Below are 17862 nucleotides of genomic sequence, written 5' to 3' on the forward strand. Positions count from 1 at the left end.
GGTGTTGATGTAGGTGACGTCCCACAGGCCATGCGGCGCCTTGCCATCGTCGTCGTCCGGGGCGAAGGCCATGTAGTCCGGGGCGTAGAACTTGCTGTCGCCGCCGCCACCGGGGTGCACACAGTGTCCGGCGGCCCAGAGGGTGCTCTTGTTCTTGGCGGTGATGACACTGGCCGAGCAGTTGAAGCCGCTGCCGTCCGGAGTGCGGTAGAAGAGACGCCCGGTGGTGATCGCGGGCTGTGATCCGGGCCGGCCCCATCGTTCGGCCTCGTTGACGTCGGCGGCCGTGACACCGGACGCGCTTTCGCCCCCGCCCCGGCTCTTGGGCGCCGTCGGCGAAGCGGACTCCGGGCCGAGCGCCGAGGAGGGAGCGGTGTCCCGGGTCGACTGTTTCTGGTTCTTGAGCGCCGCTGCAACAGCCGACTGCCTCCCGCCCTTGGCCGGCTCTGGCCGACTACCGGCGTCGATGCCTTCGTCTCTTCGGCTGGCGGTACGGTCAGAAGCACTACTCGGGCACGTACTGATCTTCCACACTGGGCGACCACGTGGAATGCGAGTCACGGCTTGAGTTGAGCGCGGCAAGGGGGAGCCCGGACGGGGCGCTATGTGGGCCGGGAGCCAGCGGTCCACCGCTGGTGTTGGGCCAAGGCCAGGTCCCACAGGGAGCGCACCGCTTCAGCACCGAAGACCATTACGGGGACGGCAAATTGCTCCTTAAGGAGGCGCACGTATTCGTCCTGTCCGGTGACGGTGTGCTGGGTCTTGCCGTGGGGAGTGACCCTCCTGAACGTACGAGCCCGCAACGCCAGCTCGTGGCCGCCGCGATGGATATGGACGAGAGGGTGCTCATGAGGGGCCGGGCCCTCTCCCGCGCGGCGGTTGGCGAAGGCGGCGTAGTCCTCCAAGTGCACGGGGGCCGTGCAGAAGTCGAAGAAGGCGAACGGCCCTCTGGAGTGGTAGTGGGCCCGCCAGACTGACGCCCCGCGGCGTTCGAGGCGATAGCTGAACCCGCCGCGGACGTGGACGCCCTCGCACAGGGGAAGCGGCGCGGCGAACGGAGCGCAGACGCCGACGTCGGCGAACCAGGTCTCACCGTCGGCCTGGATCAGCAGCGCCACGTGAGTGCCCCACGGAGGCTCGGCGCCGTCGTTGGGCATGATCACCGCGTCGACGGGCGTGACGTCGAATCCAACGCCCCGCAGCAGCAGGCAGAAGGCGGCGTTGAGCTCGAAGCACATCCCGCCGCGGTGGCGGTGCCCGAACTTCTCCATCAGATCGTCCGGTTGGAGACTGACCTGGTGGCCGAGGAAGACGTCGAAGTTCTCGTGGGGCACGCTGGTAATCCAGGCCCGGTACAGCGAGTGCAGGGCGGGTGCGCCGGGCCGGGGCGGACGAGGGTGACCGATCCGGCGCAGCAGTGGCCCCACATAGGCATCCGGCTCTGTACCCGTATCCATCCTCAGCTCCGTGCTCAACGGACTCGCCCCTTCTCCTCACGGACCGCGCGGGCGCGGCTCTCCAGCCACGCCTCGTGCTGCTGGCCCGAGACCTCCCACAGAGTCCGCAACCCCTGAGGGCCGAGGTCCTCCAACGGAACGCCGAAGACGTCGGCGAGCGTGTCAGCGAACTCGTCCAGGCCGGTCAGCGTGGAGTCGTGCTTGCTGCCGTCGGGGCCGACGCACCGTACGGTGCGTGCCCGAAGCGCCAGTTCGCGGCCCTCCCGGTGACGGTGCACGATGAGCCAGCCGCGATCGGCGCCCGGGTCGTGCCGGTGCCGGTCGGCGCGCGCCGCGAATTCCGAGACCCGGCGGGGCGTCGTACGGAAGTCGAAGGAGGGCAGCAGGGCCGCCGGGTGGTGGTGGGCCCGCCACACCCCCTCCTGGAGGATCTCGAGGCGATAGCGGAACTTCCCCTGCTGGTGCGTGCCTTGGCGCAGCCGCAGCGGTTCCAGGAAGGGGTCGGAGAGGCCGATGTCGACCAGCCACGTCTCGCCCCCGGCCACGACGAGCAGGACGGTGTGCCCGCCCCAGCGCTCGTCGCCGAAGGTCTCCCGGTCAGCGGCCCCTTCCACGAGCGTGATGGCGAAACCGATGCTCTCCAGCAGCAGCGCGAAGGCGGCATTGATCTCGAAGCACTGGCCGCCGCGTCGACGGTGACCGAACTTGTCGACCAGGGACTCGGGTTCCAAGCTGATCGGCCGCGCCAACTGGATGTCGATGTTCTCGTAGGGCACGCACCGCTGCCACGCCCGGTACAGACCGCACAGCGTGGCCGCGTCGGCCCGAACCTGCCCGGTGTATCCGATACGTGCCAGCAGCACGGCGGCGCCGTCGTCCGGTGTCATCTCGCCTCCGGGGGCGGGGATACGGGTTCGCGCGGGCCGGGCCATGCGGCTTACAGCCGTTGCGCGGGCATGGGGCGGTGGCGTGCCTGCGGGAAGGTGATGGCCGTGCGCGCCGTGCCCACGGCGGGCCGGGGTGCGTGCAGCAGCGCCATGGCCTGCGCGCCGGTCAGCAGCAGGCCGCGTTCGTACGCATGGGCCGCTCTCTCGGCCGCCGCGCGAAGCTCGGGGGTGAGCGGCGGCAGATGGGCCACGAAGCCCCGGTGCAGGGCGGCCGTCGCGGGGTCGGTGAGCGCCGTCTGCCAGCCGCCGTTGCCCTGCGGCAGGGCACGCCGGTAGCCATGGCGCAACTGCTCCGCCCTGGCGACCACCGGCGGCACGTCCACTTCCTCCGGGGTGCGCAGCAGGCCCATGCGCCTGCTGAGGCTCCCGGCGCGCGGGGAGTCCAGGACGAGGGCGCTGGCGAACGTGCCGAGCCACAGGAGCAGCAGTGGCCCCGCCCACCACATGGTCCACGGCGCGTACAGCCAGCAGACGGCGGACACGCAGAGCGCGGCCAGGGAGTGGCGCAGGTAGCCGCTGGTCCGGGCGGTGAGCCGCGGTCGTCGGGCGGCGCGGCGCGCCCCGGCCCATCCGGCGTCCCGCCCGCAGACGAACTGAAGCGTGAACGCGGCGCGGCTCATCAGCCGCGCCGGTGCGGTAGCCAGCCACAGGAGGAGGTCCAGCAGGCCGTCGGCGAGCGCGGCTGCCCCGAACCTGCGACTCCCCTCCGCAGCCTTGGCCACGGTGCGCAGGCCGGGTGCGACGGCCGGGGTACCGGCCCAGGCGGTGCGCCCGGCCAGGTCCCAGACCACGAACGGCAGCGTGACCGCCAGGAGCACCTTGATCCCGGTGCCGCCGAGGCACCCGCCCGCCGACGTGGGCGCGGCGGCGCAGGCCGACCGGCCCTCCGGGTCGGCGAAGCCCAGGACGCAGCCGATGAGCAGCACGACCGCCGGGGCTCCGAGGTTGCGCACCGCGGCGAGAAGGAAGCGGGCGCGGGCGGCCAGGGGCAGGGCAGGGGTGCGCAGCAGGCGCAGGTTCAGCAGATCGCCCTGGTACCAGCGGTGGTCCCGGCGCGCGTGGTCGTGCAGCGTCGCCGGGCACTCCTCGTAGGAGCCGGCCGCCTCGGGCACGACGTACACATCCCAGCCCGCCCGGGCCAGCAAGCTCCCCTCGACGAAGTCGTGGCTGAGGATCTCTCCGCCCCACGGGGACCTGCCCGACAGGCGGGGCAGCCCACAGTGCGCCATGAAGGGGGCCACGCGGATGATTGCATTGTGCCCGTAGTACGTCCCAGCACTGCCCTGCCACAGGCGCTCGCCCCACTGCGGTACGTCCGCGCAACCGTACGTCGAAAACTGCTGGAGGCGGGCGAAGAGGGTCCGCCCGTTCACCAACCTGCTGGAGGCCTGGAGCAGCCCCGCACGCGGGTTGTGCTCCATGAGCCGTACGAGCTCCAGCAGGCATTCCCCGGACATCAGACTGTCAGCATCGAGGACGACCACGTACCGGTAGGCGCTGCCCCACCGCTCGCAGAACTCCGCGATGTTGGCCGTCTTGCGCCCCGTCTCGCGGTGCCGGCGCCACAGATGGCTGCGGGGCACGCTACGGCGCAACCGCGCCCAGGCCAACTCCTCCTCGACCCAGCAGTCCGGGTCGTCGGAGTTACTGACGACAAAGACGTCGAAGAGCCGGTCGGCCCCGGTCGCCCGCAGGGACTCATGGATGGCCTGGAGGTTGGCGAAGACCTGAGCGGTGTCCTCGTTCTTGATGGGGCAGACCAGTGCGGTACGCGCCGCAGGGCCCGGCCGCGTGCCCTCAGGTGGCTGCCGCAGCCCGGCGGGCGTGTGCCGCGAGCGCCGGGCGACAATGCCGAAGCTCCAGGTGAACAGGCCGGTGGCAAGGAGCAACGCCGGTATCGAGGCGAGCCCGGTGCACAGCAGCAGCGGTGCTCCGGCGATGCCCGCATCGGTGAGCAGCGCACCGTACCCGGCCAGCAGGGCCGCGAGCACCAGCGGGATCCCCAGGCTCATCAACAGCGACGGCGTCGCCCACGACCGCCCGGGCCGCCCGGTGTGCTCGGGTAACTCCGCTGTTATCGGCGGGTGTTCACCCTGACCTTCGATCGTGGTCGTGTGCACGGACTTCCCAGTCAGGATGACCCCCAGCGCGTTCAGACCCCGGACACGGACGGGTGATCACCCTTCCGGAGTCCGCCACGGGGCACTAGTGAATCGCCAGCCAAGCCGCACCGACACGTCTGAGGGGACTGAGAAATATGAGCACCAGTTCCTCCGCCGCCGTGGCGCTCGTCCGGCATCGGCCAGGCCCTCGAAGCCCGCCTGCCCTGCCCCCGCCATGGTCATTGCTGACTGGGCCTCCCTCGTAGGGCGCCAGATCGCCGCCCGGCACACCGGCGGGGCCGACGACCTGGAGGCGACCAGCGACCTCATCGACGACTGCGACCTCCCGGCGTGGTACCGCGCAGATCCACGCCTCCGCGTACTCCTCCCGCGCCCCGCACGCTGACGCAAGCCCCCCGGCCCTAACCAGCAGTGGTGATCTGGACCCCTCAGAGGAACAAGCACTCGCGGCGATCTCGCCCTGGCCGATTCCCCCGCGGTTCGGGCAGGGCAACGCACCGGCAGCCGGCTGACGCACAGGGCGTCCCGCCACGACGGGGAACACGGCGGGACCAGCCGCCGGTGTGCACTCCCCCACCGGCATCAGCGGCCGCCGCGCCCACATCGACGACACCATCCTCGGCCTCGCCCACAGCGACATGGACGTCGTGGAATTCCTGCACTGCGTCGGCGTTTTTCCGGCGGTCCGTCGCGATGCCGTTGAGCGGCTTGTGCCAGGCGTTGATGCCCATGTTGCCGAGGGCCGCGTGCACCCAGTCGTTGAGGTAGACGTAGCTCTCCGCAAAGGTAAGCCCGTGGACCAGGGACTCGCCGTACGCACAGCGAGTACGTGATGGTGTTGCCGGGTTCGGCGAAGGTCGGCGAGGGAGCGCACCACGAGCCCGCCCGTCGAGAGGCAAGGGCGGCCGCATCGAGAGTGGTATGCCCTACAGCACTGGGTAGCGCCTCAGGCGGGCGAACTGCTGGATAGGGGAAAGCTGCTGGACTTCGACCGCAGTTCGAGCCTCGGCTTGTCCTGGGGCAGGGGCTTGATGAGTGGGGGGACAACGCTCGTCGTAAGGACGCACACCTATTGATGCTGGGTAGACCCACGCGGGGCAGAGGGTAGCTGTCGCGGGCGCGGACGCCCAGCCGGGCACGCGCTGTGGGCGGGGGTGACGCCGGGCGGGGCCGGGCGATGAGCGGGAGGCGCGGGCGGCCCGTCCCGTTGGGCCCTTCCTTTCACTCCCAGGTGACGATGATGGGTGTGTGTGGGGGGCGGTCGAGGATGGATCGGCGGGCGGTCGCGGCCGGCAACTTCTCGATCACCCTGCCCTCGTCGGCCCCACCCTGCGGTCGTACCGGCGCGAGGCGCAATGCTGGAACCACGCCCATAATCCGTCCGAACCCAGACGCCCCATCATCGTTATCGCGACATACAGCCTAGGAATTGAGTCAGTTGAGATGACCTCTTGAAGCCTGCCTGGTGGGGCATTGCCGGCACCGCGGTCGACCTGCCGATATCGCGAACTGAACGTCTATCCGCCCGGTATTCGCGTCACTGCAGTGAAGTCTTGAAACTGATGGTGTCGCCTGATTAAGGTTCATTGGTGGGCGCATTCCTCGCCAGCCCCATCTCGCGGAGTTTAAGGGCTCGCCTTCACTCGGTTGAGTGCTCTTTTCTTGATCCTGTTGATGCCGATCGTTGCCGATTCGTACCGTGTTCTCTGCGCGCCAATGCATGCGGAAGGTCATGGATTGGCGTGTGTCGGGAATTTTGGTGACAGGCGAGAGGACGCAACATGGCTGAGGCCCTGAAAGACCGGAAGTTCAAGGCTCTCTTCGAGATGTTTGACCCGAGCGGTCAGGGCTATCTCACACGGGACGGGTTCCGTCGTTTCACCGATGCTGTCACCGGGCTCGTGCCGAGCGGCGACGTCGAGAACGCGACGGCCATGCGTAATGCATTCGAGAAGTGGTGGGAGATTCTCGCGCAGTCCGCCGACGGTAAAGGCGACAGCAGGATCGAGCGGGAAGAATTCGTGAGTATCATGCGGTCGCGAGTCACCTCCCCCGGGAATCTGGAAGAAGCCGTTCTGGCGATCGCAGATTCCTTAATGCGGGCGCTCGACACCAGCAAGGACGGCGTCCTGAGCAAGGACGAGTACCTCCGTATCTACACCCATCTCGGGATCGACGCTGAGCATTGCAGCGATGCGTTCAACCGGCTCGACAGGGATGGTAACGGCGTCATCAGCCATGACGAGTGGCGTACCGCGCTCAACGAGTTCTATCTCAGTGACGATGAATCCGCTCCGGGAAACTGGCTGCTGGGGCCGCTGACTCCGACTCGCCACTAATATGCCTTGGCCCCACATACGAGCCGCAAGTGTGCTCATGGCCGCTGTCTCCGGCGCAGAGACGATGATTTCCCGCGCCGTCGATTACTCCCTCGGAACGCAGCAAGGGGACGGGAGCTGGCAGAGCCCACCTGATCCGCGCATCACCGAAACCGCCCTGGGATGCCTGGCGCTGTCCGGCCTGTCGGATTCGGCATCCCGGTACGCGGTCCTTCGGGCGCGGAGTTGGCTCCGTACCGCCGATCCGCAGAGGCACCATCCTGTGGCGGAGTATGCGGAGAGGCTTCTTGCCGCTCTCGCGGGCGAAGCGACGCACAGGGAAGTCACTGATGTGAGCCATGCAGAGGACCTCATGCCGGATGTCTCCGCCGGCCCGGTCCTCGACTCGCGGCACCGGATGCTGGGCGTTCTGCGGGCCTGTGGCCTTCCTGCGCCACGGGCTGACGGGCGATCCGGGAGGCCGGTGGACAGGGGGCCCATCGCGCTCGCCGACGCCGATCTTCGGGCAGTGCGCTCCAGCGTAAGGACGGCCCTGGACAACGCAGGCGCATCGCGGACGAAGCCCTGGGCGCTGGTGGACCTGCTCGCCGAGCACGCCCTCCTTGAGGAGCGCTTCGGGGAGAGGGAGGAAGCGGACGCTGCCGTCCGGCGCCTTGGGAGCCTCCAGGCGCCGGACGGGTCCTTCTACGGAAACCCCCTCAGTACGTCCCTCGCATGCATGGCATTGACGGCTGTCGCCCCTGCGAGCGCTGCGCACCGGCGCTCGCAGGCGTATATCCTGAACAGCCAGCAAGCGGACGGCACTTGGCGGTTCCTGACCACTGACGTCTGGGACACCCATTTGGTGGTGCGGGCTTTTCGCGGAGAGCCGGCGTTCGATGCCCAAGCCCTCGGGCGCGCACTGGAGTTCCTCTACCGGGCTCAGCAGCCCGATGGGGGGTGGCCTTGCCGGCGGGGGCTTGAGTCCGACAACGACACCACCGCGGCAATGTTGCTCGCCCTGACCGACATACCCGAGGCAGCGGAGGCCGCGCAGCGGGCACTCGCTTATCTTGCCCGGCAGCAGAATGCGGCGGGCTTGTGGGCAACGTGGCAGGACACCAACGACCCGCCTGCTCCTGACGTCATCGCACATGTGCTCACCGCACTGGACCGGTACGAGGGTCGGCACACCATCGCCACGGGCGCGGCCCGCCGCTGGCTCAGCGAATACGCCGAGCACGCCAGTCACGCACCAGAAGGCTGGTCCGCGAGCTGGTACCGCGGAACTCCCTACGCGGTCTGCGAGATCGCCCCCGCCCTCCCGCCTGCACGTCGCGCAGTGGTAGCTGAACTGCGCAGGCTTGCCATGGCACAACGGCACGATGGCGGGTGGGCCCCCACCTCGGGCACCGAGAGCCTGCCGTCAGCAACCGGCCTTGCACTGACCGCCCTCAACCGGGCCCTCCGCAACAGTAGAGCGCAGGCGGCCCTCTCGTACCTGTCCGCCGAGCAACAGGATGACGGTAGCTGGCCGGGCCGACCGGAAATGCTGGGGCCCCGGCCACTGCTGAGCCACAGCCGGATCCAGACCCACGCTTTCACCGTCATGGGGCTCCGGGCGGTGCGGTCCCGCTTGCGTGCGCCGCAACAATCGACCCGCACGAGTTGGCCCCGAGAGCAGACCAGTAGCCCCGGGAGAGGTCAGGTATGACACGGGGAGCCGAGCACCGCCCGGTACCGCCGAGCCCTACCGATCCCTTCGCGCCTGGCCACGCCGTGCTCGCCGAGGCTCGGCTCAGATCGTGGGCGCGTGGCATCGGCCTGGCCACCACTGAAGAGGAAACCGCACGCCTGGCGGCTGCCGGGCTCTGCCGCTGGGCGTCCTACGTCCTGCCGGGTCATGGCGTGGACGACCTGGCTCTGATGGGGCAGTGGGCAGCCTTCGTCTGTGCGGTCGATGACGTCTTCGACGAGGTGCCCATGGCACAAACCGGGCTCAGCGCAGTTGAGTTGATGCCACAGCTGCTCAGCGTCCTCACGACGTGTCGGCCACGCACGCCATCGGAGTCACCGCGAGCCGCAGCCGCGAGTCCTCCGGTCGTCGCAGCCCTTGCCGACCTGTGGTGGCGCACCGCGCAGTCGGCACCGGAAGCATGGCGGCGCCGCTTCATCGCTCGTTACACGGAATTTGCCGAAGCCAGCATCGAAGAGGCGGAAGCAAGGTCGTCCGGAACGCCCCTGGACCTCCGGACCTACCTCCACATCCGGCACCGGAGCATCACCATGCTCCCACTGTTCGAGGTCTCGGAACGGCTCTGCGGCATCGTCCTCACCGACTTCTGGCGGAACCACAAGCTGGTACGCACCCTGCGGCACGCCGCCGTCCGCGCCGTCTCCTACGGAAACGACATCGCGTCCGCGGAAGTCGAACGCGCCCTGGGGCAGGACAACATCGTCTCCGTCATCTCCCAGGAGCAACACTGCGACCGCAGCTCGGCCTACGAACAGGCAGCCGCACACCTGCGCGAGCAGCTCCGCCTGGTGCGCGCCACGAGCGCGGAACTCGGCTCCGGGCCGGCCGGCGCCTACGCCGAGCTCATGACGAACTGGGTCAGCGGATCGCTTCGATGGCAGTCCGAGACTCGGCGTTTCGGCTCGGCACCCAACAAAGCCTCACTCGTCCGGTGCCTGCTGAAGGAAACAGGGCCATGGCAGGAGCTCCCGGAATGACCCCACCCTTCCCCATGACCACGCCCTCGGCCGTGCTGTCCGGCAAGACCTGTCTGATCACGGGCGGCGCCGGCGGAATCGGCTGGGCGATGGCCCGGCTGTTCGCGCTGCACGGCGCACAGGTCCATATCGCCGACATCTCGGAAGAGCTCCTGCACCGGGCTGCGGCCCACACCTCGAGCAGCCACCTTGTCTCGCGCCTGCACTGCCACCGGGTCGACGTCACCGACCGCGCGTCCTATGAAGCATGCATCACTGCCGTCCACAGGCAGTCCGGGCGCATGGACATCCTGGTCAACAATGCGGCCTTCGTCCGATGGTGCGACGTCGAGCAGATGACCGTCGAAGAAGCAGAACGCTCCATGCGGACCGGATACGACGCGATGGTCTACGGCGTGAAGGCCGCCCTGCCCCTGATGCGCGCGGCCGGCCGTGGGCGCATCGTCAACATGGGCTCGGCCACCGGGCTCGTCTTCACCAAGGGCCCGTCGGCCGCCTACGCTGCCTCAAAGGCAGCGATCGAGGCGTACACCCAGATTCTCCGCCTTGAACTCAAGGCATCTCCCGTGAGGGAGACCCTGGTCCGCCCCAGCACCGTCGTCGGCACCGACTTCTTCGGCAAGCACGTCGCCTCCAGCCGGCTGCCCAGGATCGCTGATTTCGTTCCCCGCTGCACACCCGAGCAACTGGCGGCAGCAGTACTACGAGGGCTCGTGCAAGACCGCGAAGTAATCGACTTCCCCCGCTATCTGCCGCTGATGTACCGGTGTTACGCCACCGCGCCGGAGCTCTTCAAGAAACTCGCCGCGCTGGGCGGCCCCGCCCGCCGGGACTTCTCACGCCACATGAACGGTGGCGCTGGACAGGACCCGGGCGCCGCGCCGCCGAGCTGGACAGGAGACCTGCGGTGACTGATTCGCCCCCGCGCTTCCCTTTCCCCAGCGGCGCCGCCGGCGAGCCCTCGACCGAATACAAGGGGCTCCGCGAGGACGAACCGATATCCGAGGTCTCGTGCCCTATTGGGGACCCCGTCCGGCTCGTCTGCCGCCACGCCGATGTCACCGCCGTCATGTCGGACCCACGTTTCAGCAGACGCCTCTACTACCCCGGCGCGCCGCGCTTCACTGCCGCCCGTGACGTGTCCTCCGACCCGGAGTCGATCCTCAACATGGACCCGCCTGAGCACACCCGTATCAGGAGGTTTCTCCAGCATGCGGTGAGCGCCCGCAACGTGCGTTCCTGGCGCCGACACATCCAACGGACAACGGACCACCTCCTGGATGCCCTGGCAGCCCGCGGAGGTTCGGCGGACCTGGTGACGGACTTCGCCGAGCCACTGCCCAACCTCGTGATGTGCGCACTGGTCGGAGCCCCGGCGAAGGACTGCACCCAGTGGCAGGAATGGTCCAACATGACCGTTTCCCTCACGAAGTACTCCGTGGACGAAGTCCGGGCAGGGCTCAAAGCCTTCGAGCGTTACGTCGCCGACCTGGTCAGAAGCAACGCCGCAACCGGTGACGGAGAGCTGATCAGCTCCCTCCGGGAGGCCCACATCGACGGCGAGGGCCTCGCTGAACACCGCATCGTCCGGTCCGTCCGCGGGCTCATCTTCGCCGCCTACGAGACCACGTCCAGTGCCATCGCCCACGGCGCCGCCCTGCTGCTGGCCCACCCCGAACAACGTGCGGCACTCCGCACGCACCCGGAGCTGATCGGCCCCGCCGTCGAGGAGATCCTTCGCTACTGGCCGCCTTTCGCGCACGGAGTGCCACGTCGGGCGACGGAGGACATTAAGCTCTCCGGCGGCTGCGTGCTGGCAGGCCAGGCGGTCATTGGACCCATCGCGGCCGCCAACCGTGACGAGCGCGCCTTCACCGACCCGGACACGTTCGATATCCGGCGCCACCCCAATCCGCACCTGAGCTTCGGCCAGGGCGCCCATTACTGCGTCGGCGCGGCACTGGCCCGCAGTGAGCTGGAAGTCGCCCTGAGCTCCCTGCTGGCCCGGTTTCCCGACCTCGCCCTGAGCTGCTCGCTGGAGGGCCTGCGGTGGCACGAGGGATTCCTGGTCCGCAGACTCGAAAGCCTGCCCGTCACATGGTGAGCGAACGACCGATGCGCCACCCGCGCTCGGATCCGACCCCGCGAGGAGCCCCGCAGTGACTGATTGGCCCGAACCGCCGACGCCGAACGCTCCGTCGTCCACCGACTACCCATCACCCCCTTGGAGGGCACGCGGCGAATTGTGGATGTCCGTCTTCCGGTCCCGTGAAGCGCTGACACTGCCCTGCGATCTCACACCCGTCGGCGACCGGCACACCCTGATCGTTTTACTCGTCCGGTACACGGAAGGGTCCCTCCGCTACGACGAATTCGCCGTCGGCTCCCTCGTTCGCAAAGGCAGGCACGCCGGCGTGCTCTGCCACCGCATCTGGGTGGACTCCGCCGCCTCCCTGAACGGAGGCCGACAGCTCTGGGGCATCCCCAAGGAGCTGGCCACCTTCTCCTGGAACGACAGGACCGTGGAGATCCGCGGCGAATCCGCGCCGATCGCAACCCTGCGGGTGGGCCCCCACAGCCGATGGCGCATCCCGGTGACCCACGTCCCCAGCGTCGGCTTCGGGCAGATCGCCACAGACCGAACGCTCCTCATCGGCCGCATCGCAGGACACCTCGGCACGAGCCGCATCACCCCCACCGCATGGCACGACTGCCTGCCCGCCCTCAATACGACAAAGCCACGTCTCACGCTTTCGGTATCGCAAGCCCGCTTCTTCTTCCCCGAGGGAACCCGCGTGGGCCGGGCAGACACCCAGACACCGAGTGCACGTCACGATGCACCGTGATCTCCCAGCACGCCGTACGTCGCGCTCAGTTCAGTTCCCGGCCGTGCTGGTGACGGTGGACGATGAGCCAGCCACGGTCGGTCCCGGGACTCCGGTGGTGACGGTTGGCACGTGCGGCGAAGTCCGACAGCCCGCGGGGAACCGTGAGGAGAGCGGGCGCGGAACCGGCCGTTACGTGTCCGACGGGTGAGGCGTGCCGGCCCCCTCGGATGAGCGCGGTCGGAGTGCAGGCAGGGCGGGGAGCTGGTCGAGCTGTGGCCAGCCACTGATGCGGGCCGATCGTCTATTGCGGCCTAAGGTTGTATCCCATGCGGTGAGTCTGCCGGCCGGATCTACTGGAGAGCGTGAGAGCCGCTGCCCGCGGGGAAACGCAGGGCTGCTTGCCGCGGACGTCTGCCCCCGGACGTCAGGTGGCTCCTACCCTCCACTTGAGTTCGGGGCCCGACTGACGGCATGACCTAGTCGCTTCGGCCCAGCCGTCATCTCGGCTGTATAGGCAGGCGTAGTTATCGTACTCGCCGGTCTTGTAGGGGGTCGCGAGCTTCTGACTATCGAGCGCAAACCCCCTGGCCAGGTTTTGATTACAGACCGAATGCCGCAGAGGGTAATGACCTTTTCCGTCACCGACCGGAGCAAACGTGATGCACTGCCCGGTCTCCAGGTTCCTCAGCATCTGGCCGCCTAAGCTGTACCCGGCGGTTTGCCATTGCTGATCCTTCGAGGCTGGCTTTGCGCACCGTTCCAGTCGGTAACTTCCGGATAGGCAGTCTCCCCGGGAGCCGATGCTCTGGATGGTGAACTGCCCGTTGGGAAACCCACCTTCGGCGAGGGATACATCTGGCGTGTGGACGGCTTCACGCTGCGGCGCGGCGGTAGCGGTCGAGGTTACCAGGGCGATGGACAGGAGGCCGCCTCCGGCCACGAGGAGGGCCGTGCGGGTCTTGGGGAAGCGCATAGATAATTCTTTCCTGGAGCGGGATCAGTAATACCGGGAAGGGGATCAGAATTCATCTCGCTCGCTATGCGAGTCCAGGCTATTTTCGGTCGTGAACGAGGCGACCATGCATCCTCTGAGCATGTAGATATGTTCGAAAGATTGCACCTTGTGCACGAGTTGCGCCGACCTCACGCTGTCGCCTTTTCGACGGCATGCGGCCGGTGTCGCGGACACCCAGGGCCGGGTGATAGGCGGGGGCTCCAGTTGCCAGCGCGTGGGACCAACCGCATGAGGCGGTGAGGCTGCCCCTCAATGGCACGGGCCGGATCGGTGCCTCCCGTGTGGTTCTCGCCTCCGCCCACGTGCGGAAGGGGGCAGCCACACAGGCCCGTCGTTCGGCTCGGCGGAGCTCGACGACGTAACCGGCCGTCGCCCTGGCTGCCGGTTTCGCGTTCCTCGCCTTCCGGTCCGGAGCTGCAGCAGTTCATCGGGGCGGCGGCGACCTGGTGCGACGGGCTCGACCACCCGGACGGCCCCGCGCTGGCGCATCACCTACGCACCATCGCCGACCACATCGAGGTTCCCGGGGACCGCCTCACGCAGGTATCCCGATACCTCGATGCCCTGCCCCCGGTCGCGCAGGAGGCCGGTCGGGCGCGTGCCCGTGCCAGCGCCGCCACGGCCTCTCACCCCACCACCCTGCCGCAGCGGCGAAGGCGCCCTCGCCAGCCGCACGGCCCGGGCACGGTGGGGGTCGAACCCGCGAAAGAGCCGGACAAAAGCTGGGGAAAACAACTGAGCGGTGTCGCCACCTCACTGAGCACGTATGACCTCTTTCAAATGGTCGGTTGAGGTGAGTTATGCCGCGGCGGGTTCATCGCGCGCCAGTCGCTGGTGCCGAGCGGCTTGCCGACGAGCTGCAGGAGATCGGCGGGCACGGCGACTGTGGTGCGATCGGTGTGAGTGGTCATGTCTGCGTTCCGGAGGGGCCGTTCGACGCCCATGCTGACCCGCTCGACGGCGACTTTCCGTCGCCGAGGCCGAACAGCCGTACGGCGTTGTCCTTCAGGATGAGGGGGCGTACCTCCTCCTTGAGCGGCAGCTCGGCGAAGTCTCGCAGCCACCGGTCCGGGGTGATCAGGGGGTAGTCGGAGCCGAAGAGGACCTTTTCGCGCAGCAGCGTGTTGGCGTACTGGACGAGCTGCGGCGGAAAGTACTTCGGTGACCAGCCGGACAGGTCGATCCATACCTTCGGTTTGTGCGTGGCCACGGCGAGGGCTTCGTCCTGCCAGGGAAAGGACGGGTGGGCAATGATGATGTCGAGGTCTGGGAAGTCGGCGGCGACATCGTCGAGGTGCAGCGGGTTGGAGTACTTCAGACGTACGCCACCGCCGCCGGGCAGCCCGGCGCCGATGCCGCTCTGGCCGCTGTGGAACAGCGCCGGCACGCCCAGTTCTTCCAGGGTCTCGTAGAGCGGGTAGACCGCCCGGTCGTTCGGGAAGAACGCCTGCATATTGGGGTGGAACTTGAAGCCGCGGATCTGGTGCTGCTCGACCAGGCGCCGCGCCGCGCGCACCGCCATCCGCCCCTTGGCCGGGTCGATGCTGGCGAAGGGGATGAGCACATCCGGATGCTCGGCTGCGGCTTCGGCGACCTCCTCGTTGGGGATGGCTGGGTAACCGGTGGTGGACTCGGCGTCCACGGTGAATACGACACAGGCCATTCGGCGTTCGCGGTAGTGGTCGGCAACTTCGGCGAGCTGCGGCAGGCGCTGGCCGCCCGGGCCGAAGTGCTTTTCGGAGGCGGCGAGGAAGTCCGGGGGCAGTGAGGGCCGTCCGTCTTTGGAGACCTCACAGTGCACGTGGACGTCGATCGCGGTGAGCGAGGCGACATCGAGCGCGGCGGTCATCCGGCGGCCCCCTGGCACGTAGCGGGCAGAGTTGGCATGGGGATGCCGTAGGTCTCCAGGCGCTCGCCGGCGCCGGAGGCCCAGGACTCGGCGATCGCGTCGGCGTCCCAGCCCCCGTTCAGGAAGGAGGTACGGATCTCGGCCGGGTGCGACCACAGCGAGAGGCGGTCGCCGCCGATGCCGATGCACTGACCGGTGACCTCGGACGCGGAGTCGGAGGCGAGGAAGACGACCAGTCCCGCGCAGTCCTCCGGCCCGCCGAAGGACAACGCCCGCCGGATTTCGGACGGGATCGGCTCACCGCGGTCGAGTCTGTCCACGTATGGTGCGAGGAACGGAATCGACCGGGTCATGGCGGTGGCCGCGTTGGGAATCAGCGCGTTGACCGTGACCCGGGCCTTGGCACACTCCATGGCCCATGTTCTGGCCATCGCCGCGATACCGGCCTTGGCCGCCGCGTAGTTCGTCTGACCGAAGTTGCCCCGCTGCCCGGCGGGCGATCCGGCCAGGATCAGCCGCCCGCCCTCGCCTGCAGTACGGAAGTGCCTCACGGCGGCGCGGGCGCAGGTGAAGGTGCCACGTAGATGGACGTCGATGACGGTGTCGAAGTCCTCGTCCGTCATGTTCCACAGCGCTCGGTCGCGCAGCAGCCCTGCGTTGGTCACCATGATGTCGAGTCGGCCGAACGCGTCGAGAGCGCGGGCGACCAACGAGTCCGCCGTCTCGCTGCTGCCGACCGCCGCCACCTCGGCCACGGCCTGTCCCCCGGCATCGCGGATGGTCTTGACGGCCTGCTCGGCCGCTTCGGCGTTGATGTCATTGACCACCACGCGGGCGCCCGCGCGGGAGAGGGCGGAGGCATACGCCAGCCCCAGCCCCTGACCGCTTCCGGTCACGACGGCGACCTTGCCCGTCAGATCCATGTTCGCTTCCTTCTCTCTTGGTTTCGGTGTGCGAGGGCGTCAGGAGTTCTTGAGCTTGCGGCGCAGGATCTTCCCGGCCGGTGACTTGGGAATCGCGTCGATGAACTCGACGGATCTGATCCGCTTGTACGGTGCGACCCGGGCGGCCACCCAGTCGAGGAGTTCCTGGGGAGCGACAGCCCGCCCGGTCACGACAAAGGCCTTCGGCGCCTCACCGCCCGTCGGATGCGGCACCGCGACCACCGCTGCGTCGGCGACGTCGGGGTGGGCCAGCAGCACGGCCTCGAGCTCCGCGGGCGCGACCTGGTAGCCCTTGTACTTGATCAGCTCCTTCAGCCGGTCGACGACGAAGAAGTTCCCCTGGTCATCGACGCGGGCGATGTCGCCGGTGCGCAGCCACCCGTCGGTGAGAGTTGCCGCGGTGGCCTCGGAGTCGGCGAGGTATCCAGCCATCACCTGTGGGCCGCGGACCCACAGCTCGCCGGCGTCTCCCGGCTCCACGTCCATGCCGCTGCCCGGGTCGACCAGCCTGGCCTCGGTGTCCGGCAGCAGCCGCCCGACCGAGCCTGGAGGCGTCACCGGGAAGTCCTCGTCGTGGACGCAGTGTGTGCCGGGGCTGGCCTCGGTCATTCCGTACCCTTGACGGATCACGCATCCAATGCGTTCCTCGGCGCGGGCTGCCAACTCCTCGTCCAGCGGAGCGGCGCCGGAAACCGCCGTGCGCATCGACGACACGTCGTACTCGTCGATCTCCGCGGCCTGGGCCAAGTCCAGGACTACGGGAGGGGCGAGGTGGCCGCGGGTGACGCCGTAGCGCTGCACGGCGCCGAGGAAGGGGCGCAGCCCGAAGCGCGGCAGGGTGACGATGGTCGCGCCGGCAAGCAGTCCCGCATTCAGGATGATCGTCAGGCCGTAGATGTGGAAGAAGGGCAGCGCAGCACACAACACGTCCTTCTCGGACATCTGCCAGGCGAGCCGCAGTTGTTCAAGGTTGGCGACGATGTTGCGGTGCGTCAGCATGACGCCCTTTGATGCGCCGGTGGTCCCGCTGGAGTACGGCAGCGCGGCGAGCGCATGGTCGGGGTCCGCGTCGAGCGGCGGAGGCGCCGGGAGGACGCCGGCCACCAGTTCGTCCCAGGAGCCGTGCTCGGGGTACGTGCCGATCACGAACACTTCCCGCATCCCGGCACGTTGTGCGGCCTCCAAGCCCTTGTTGGCGAAGGGCTGCGCCACGAGGAGCACGCGCGCCCGCGAGTCCATGAGCTGTTTGACGATCTCCCCCACCGTCAGCGCCGGATTGAGCGGGGAAACGGCCGCCCCGGCGCGGAGCGTGGCGTGCACCGCTACGGCGAAACGGGGCTGGTTGTGGCTCATGACCGCGACGACGTCTCCCGGCAGGACGCCCGCCGCCGCGAGTGCCGCCGCACCGCGGTCCGCGTCCCGTACGAGGTCCTGATAGGTGAGGACTTCGCCGGTGGCCGCGTCGATGACGGCTTCCTTCTGCCCGCGGAGCCGGGCGTCGGCGAGTACATGGTCCGAGAGGTGAGTGCGTGGGATGCGGAGTCCGGAGACGCGGCTGCGATAGATCACATGGGCTCCTGGGGAGGGGTCACTCAGGGGAAGTTTGGTATTTTTCCTACGGGCGTCAATAGAGTGTTTAGTCTCTGCA

15 protein-coding genes and 1 pseudogene are annotated in these 17862 nt (G+C 68.4%); 7 read left to right on the forward strand and 9 right to left on the reverse strand.

Translation table 11 applies throughout. From position 1 onward, the window contains the following. Positions 1–602: 602 nt before the first annotated feature. From IG84_RS0106310 to mdoH, 3 genes are read right to left on the reverse strand one after another with little or no spacing between them, the layout of a single operon-like run. On the reverse strand, positions 603–1457 hold the full coding sequence (locus IG84_RS0106310; RefSeq protein WP_037799492.1) for an arylamine N-acetyltransferase family protein: 855 nt from the start codon (positions 1455–1457) through the stop codon (positions 603–605). A gap of 14 nt (positions 1458–1471) precedes the next feature. After that, entirely contained in the window at positions 1472–2344 is an 873-nt protein-coding gene (locus tag IG84_RS0106315) for an arylamine N-acetyltransferase family protein (protein ID WP_031052275.1), read from the reverse strand. 50 nt (positions 2345–2394) lie between these two features. Next, on the reverse strand, positions 2395–4416 hold the full coding sequence (gene mdoH, locus IG84_RS38730) for a glucans biosynthesis glucosyltransferase MdoH (protein ID WP_051861441.1): 2022 nt from the start codon (positions 4414–4416) through the stop codon (positions 2395–2397). A 325-nt stretch (positions 4417–4741) separates the two neighbouring features. On the opposite strand from mdoH, the gene IG84_RS41040 reads away from it, so the two are divergent. Next, entirely contained in the window at positions 4742–4912 is a 171-nt protein-coding gene (locus IG84_RS41040) for a hypothetical protein (protein ID WP_157848825.1), read from the forward strand. Positions 4913–5180: 268 nt separating this feature from the next. Here the strand turns inward: IG84_RS41040 and IG84_RS42040 are convergent. Continuing rightward, positions 5181–5382, reverse strand: a pseudogene (locus IG84_RS42040) (lipoate--protein ligase family protein); the annotation flags it as partial. Positions 5383–6308: 926 nt separating this feature from the next. On the opposite strand from IG84_RS42040, the gene IG84_RS0106335 reads away from it, so the two are divergent. The 6 genes from IG84_RS0106335 (at position 6309) to IG84_RS38740 (ending at position 12424) form a co-directional block, all read left to right on the forward strand. Beyond that, positions 6309–6866: an EF-hand domain-containing protein gene (locus IG84_RS0106335; RefSeq protein WP_031052285.1), complete on the forward strand. Its 558-nt coding sequence runs from the start codon at positions 6309–6311 to the stop codon at positions 6864–6866. 37 nt (positions 6867–6903) lie between these two features. After that, positions 6904–8559 (forward strand): prenyltransferase/squalene oxidase repeat-containing protein, encoded by a 1656-nt coding sequence (locus IG84_RS0106340; protein ID WP_169749860.1) that lies wholly within the window; start codon positions 6904–6906, stop codon positions 8557–8559. A gap of 65 nt (positions 8560–8624) precedes the next feature. Beyond that, positions 8625–9578: a terpene synthase family protein gene (locus tag IG84_RS41045; protein ID WP_157848826.1), complete on the forward strand. Its 954-nt coding sequence runs from the start codon at positions 8625–8627 to the stop codon at positions 9576–9578. Beyond that, a complete protein-coding gene (locus IG84_RS41050) occupies positions 9575–10489 on the forward strand; it encodes an SDR family NAD(P)-dependent oxidoreductase (RefSeq protein WP_157848827.1) in 915 nt (304 codons plus the stop codon). Before IG84_RS41045 ends, IG84_RS41050 begins: the two co-directional genes overlap by 4 nt. Continuing rightward, entirely contained in the window at positions 10486–11682 is a 1197-nt protein-coding gene (locus IG84_RS0106355) for a cytochrome P450 (protein WP_031052295.1), read from the forward strand. Before IG84_RS41050 ends, IG84_RS0106355 begins: the two co-directional genes overlap by 4 nt. A 55-nt stretch (positions 11683–11737) precedes the next feature. After that, positions 11738–12424, forward strand: coding sequence for an acetoacetate decarboxylase family protein (locus IG84_RS38740; RefSeq protein WP_157848828.1), 687 nt, complete (start codon positions 11738–11740; stop codon positions 12422–12424). Positions 12425–12830: 406 nt separating this feature from the next. On the opposite strand, the gene IG84_RS41055 is transcribed toward IG84_RS38740, so the two are convergent. The 5 genes from IG84_RS41055 to IG84_RS0106375 all read right to left on the reverse strand — a co-directional run bounded on the left by IG84_RS41055 (position 12831) and on the right by IG84_RS0106375 (position 17783). Beyond that, positions 12831–13379, reverse strand: a complete 549-nt coding sequence (locus tag IG84_RS41055; RefSeq protein ID WP_157848829.1) for a hypothetical protein — start codon at positions 13377–13379, stop codon at positions 12831–12833. A gap of 818 nt (positions 13380–14197) precedes the next feature. After that, on the reverse strand, positions 14198–14332 hold the full coding sequence (locus IG84_RS42555) for a hypothetical protein (RefSeq protein ID WP_281179319.1): 135 nt from the start codon (positions 14330–14332) through the stop codon (positions 14198–14200). Further along, positions 14329–15270 carry an amidohydrolase family protein gene (locus IG84_RS0106365; protein WP_051861445.1) on the reverse strand — a complete coding sequence of 314 codons (942 nt, stop codon included), beginning with the start codon at positions 15268–15270 and terminating at the stop codon, positions 14329–14331. Before IG84_RS0106365 ends, IG84_RS42555 begins: the two co-directional genes overlap by 4 nt. Next, complete coding sequence (locus tag IG84_RS0106370; protein ID WP_031052305.1) at positions 15267–16193, reverse strand: SDR family NAD(P)-dependent oxidoreductase; 927 nt, start codon at positions 16191–16193, stop codon at positions 15267–15269. The genes IG84_RS0106365 and IG84_RS0106370 overlap by 4 nt, the downstream gene beginning before the upstream one ends. A 39-nt stretch (positions 16194–16232) precedes the next feature. Next, positions 16233–17783 carry an AMP-binding protein gene (locus IG84_RS0106375; protein WP_031052306.1) on the reverse strand — a complete coding sequence of 517 codons (1551 nt, stop codon included), beginning with the start codon at positions 17781–17783 and terminating at the stop codon, positions 16233–16235. Positions 17784–17862 lie beyond the last annotated feature (79 nt).

This window comes from Streptomyces ochraceiscleroticus, assembly GCF_000720485.1.
GTDB lineage: Bacteria > Actinomycetota > Actinomycetes > Streptomycetales > Streptomycetaceae > Streptomyces > Streptomyces ochraceiscleroticus.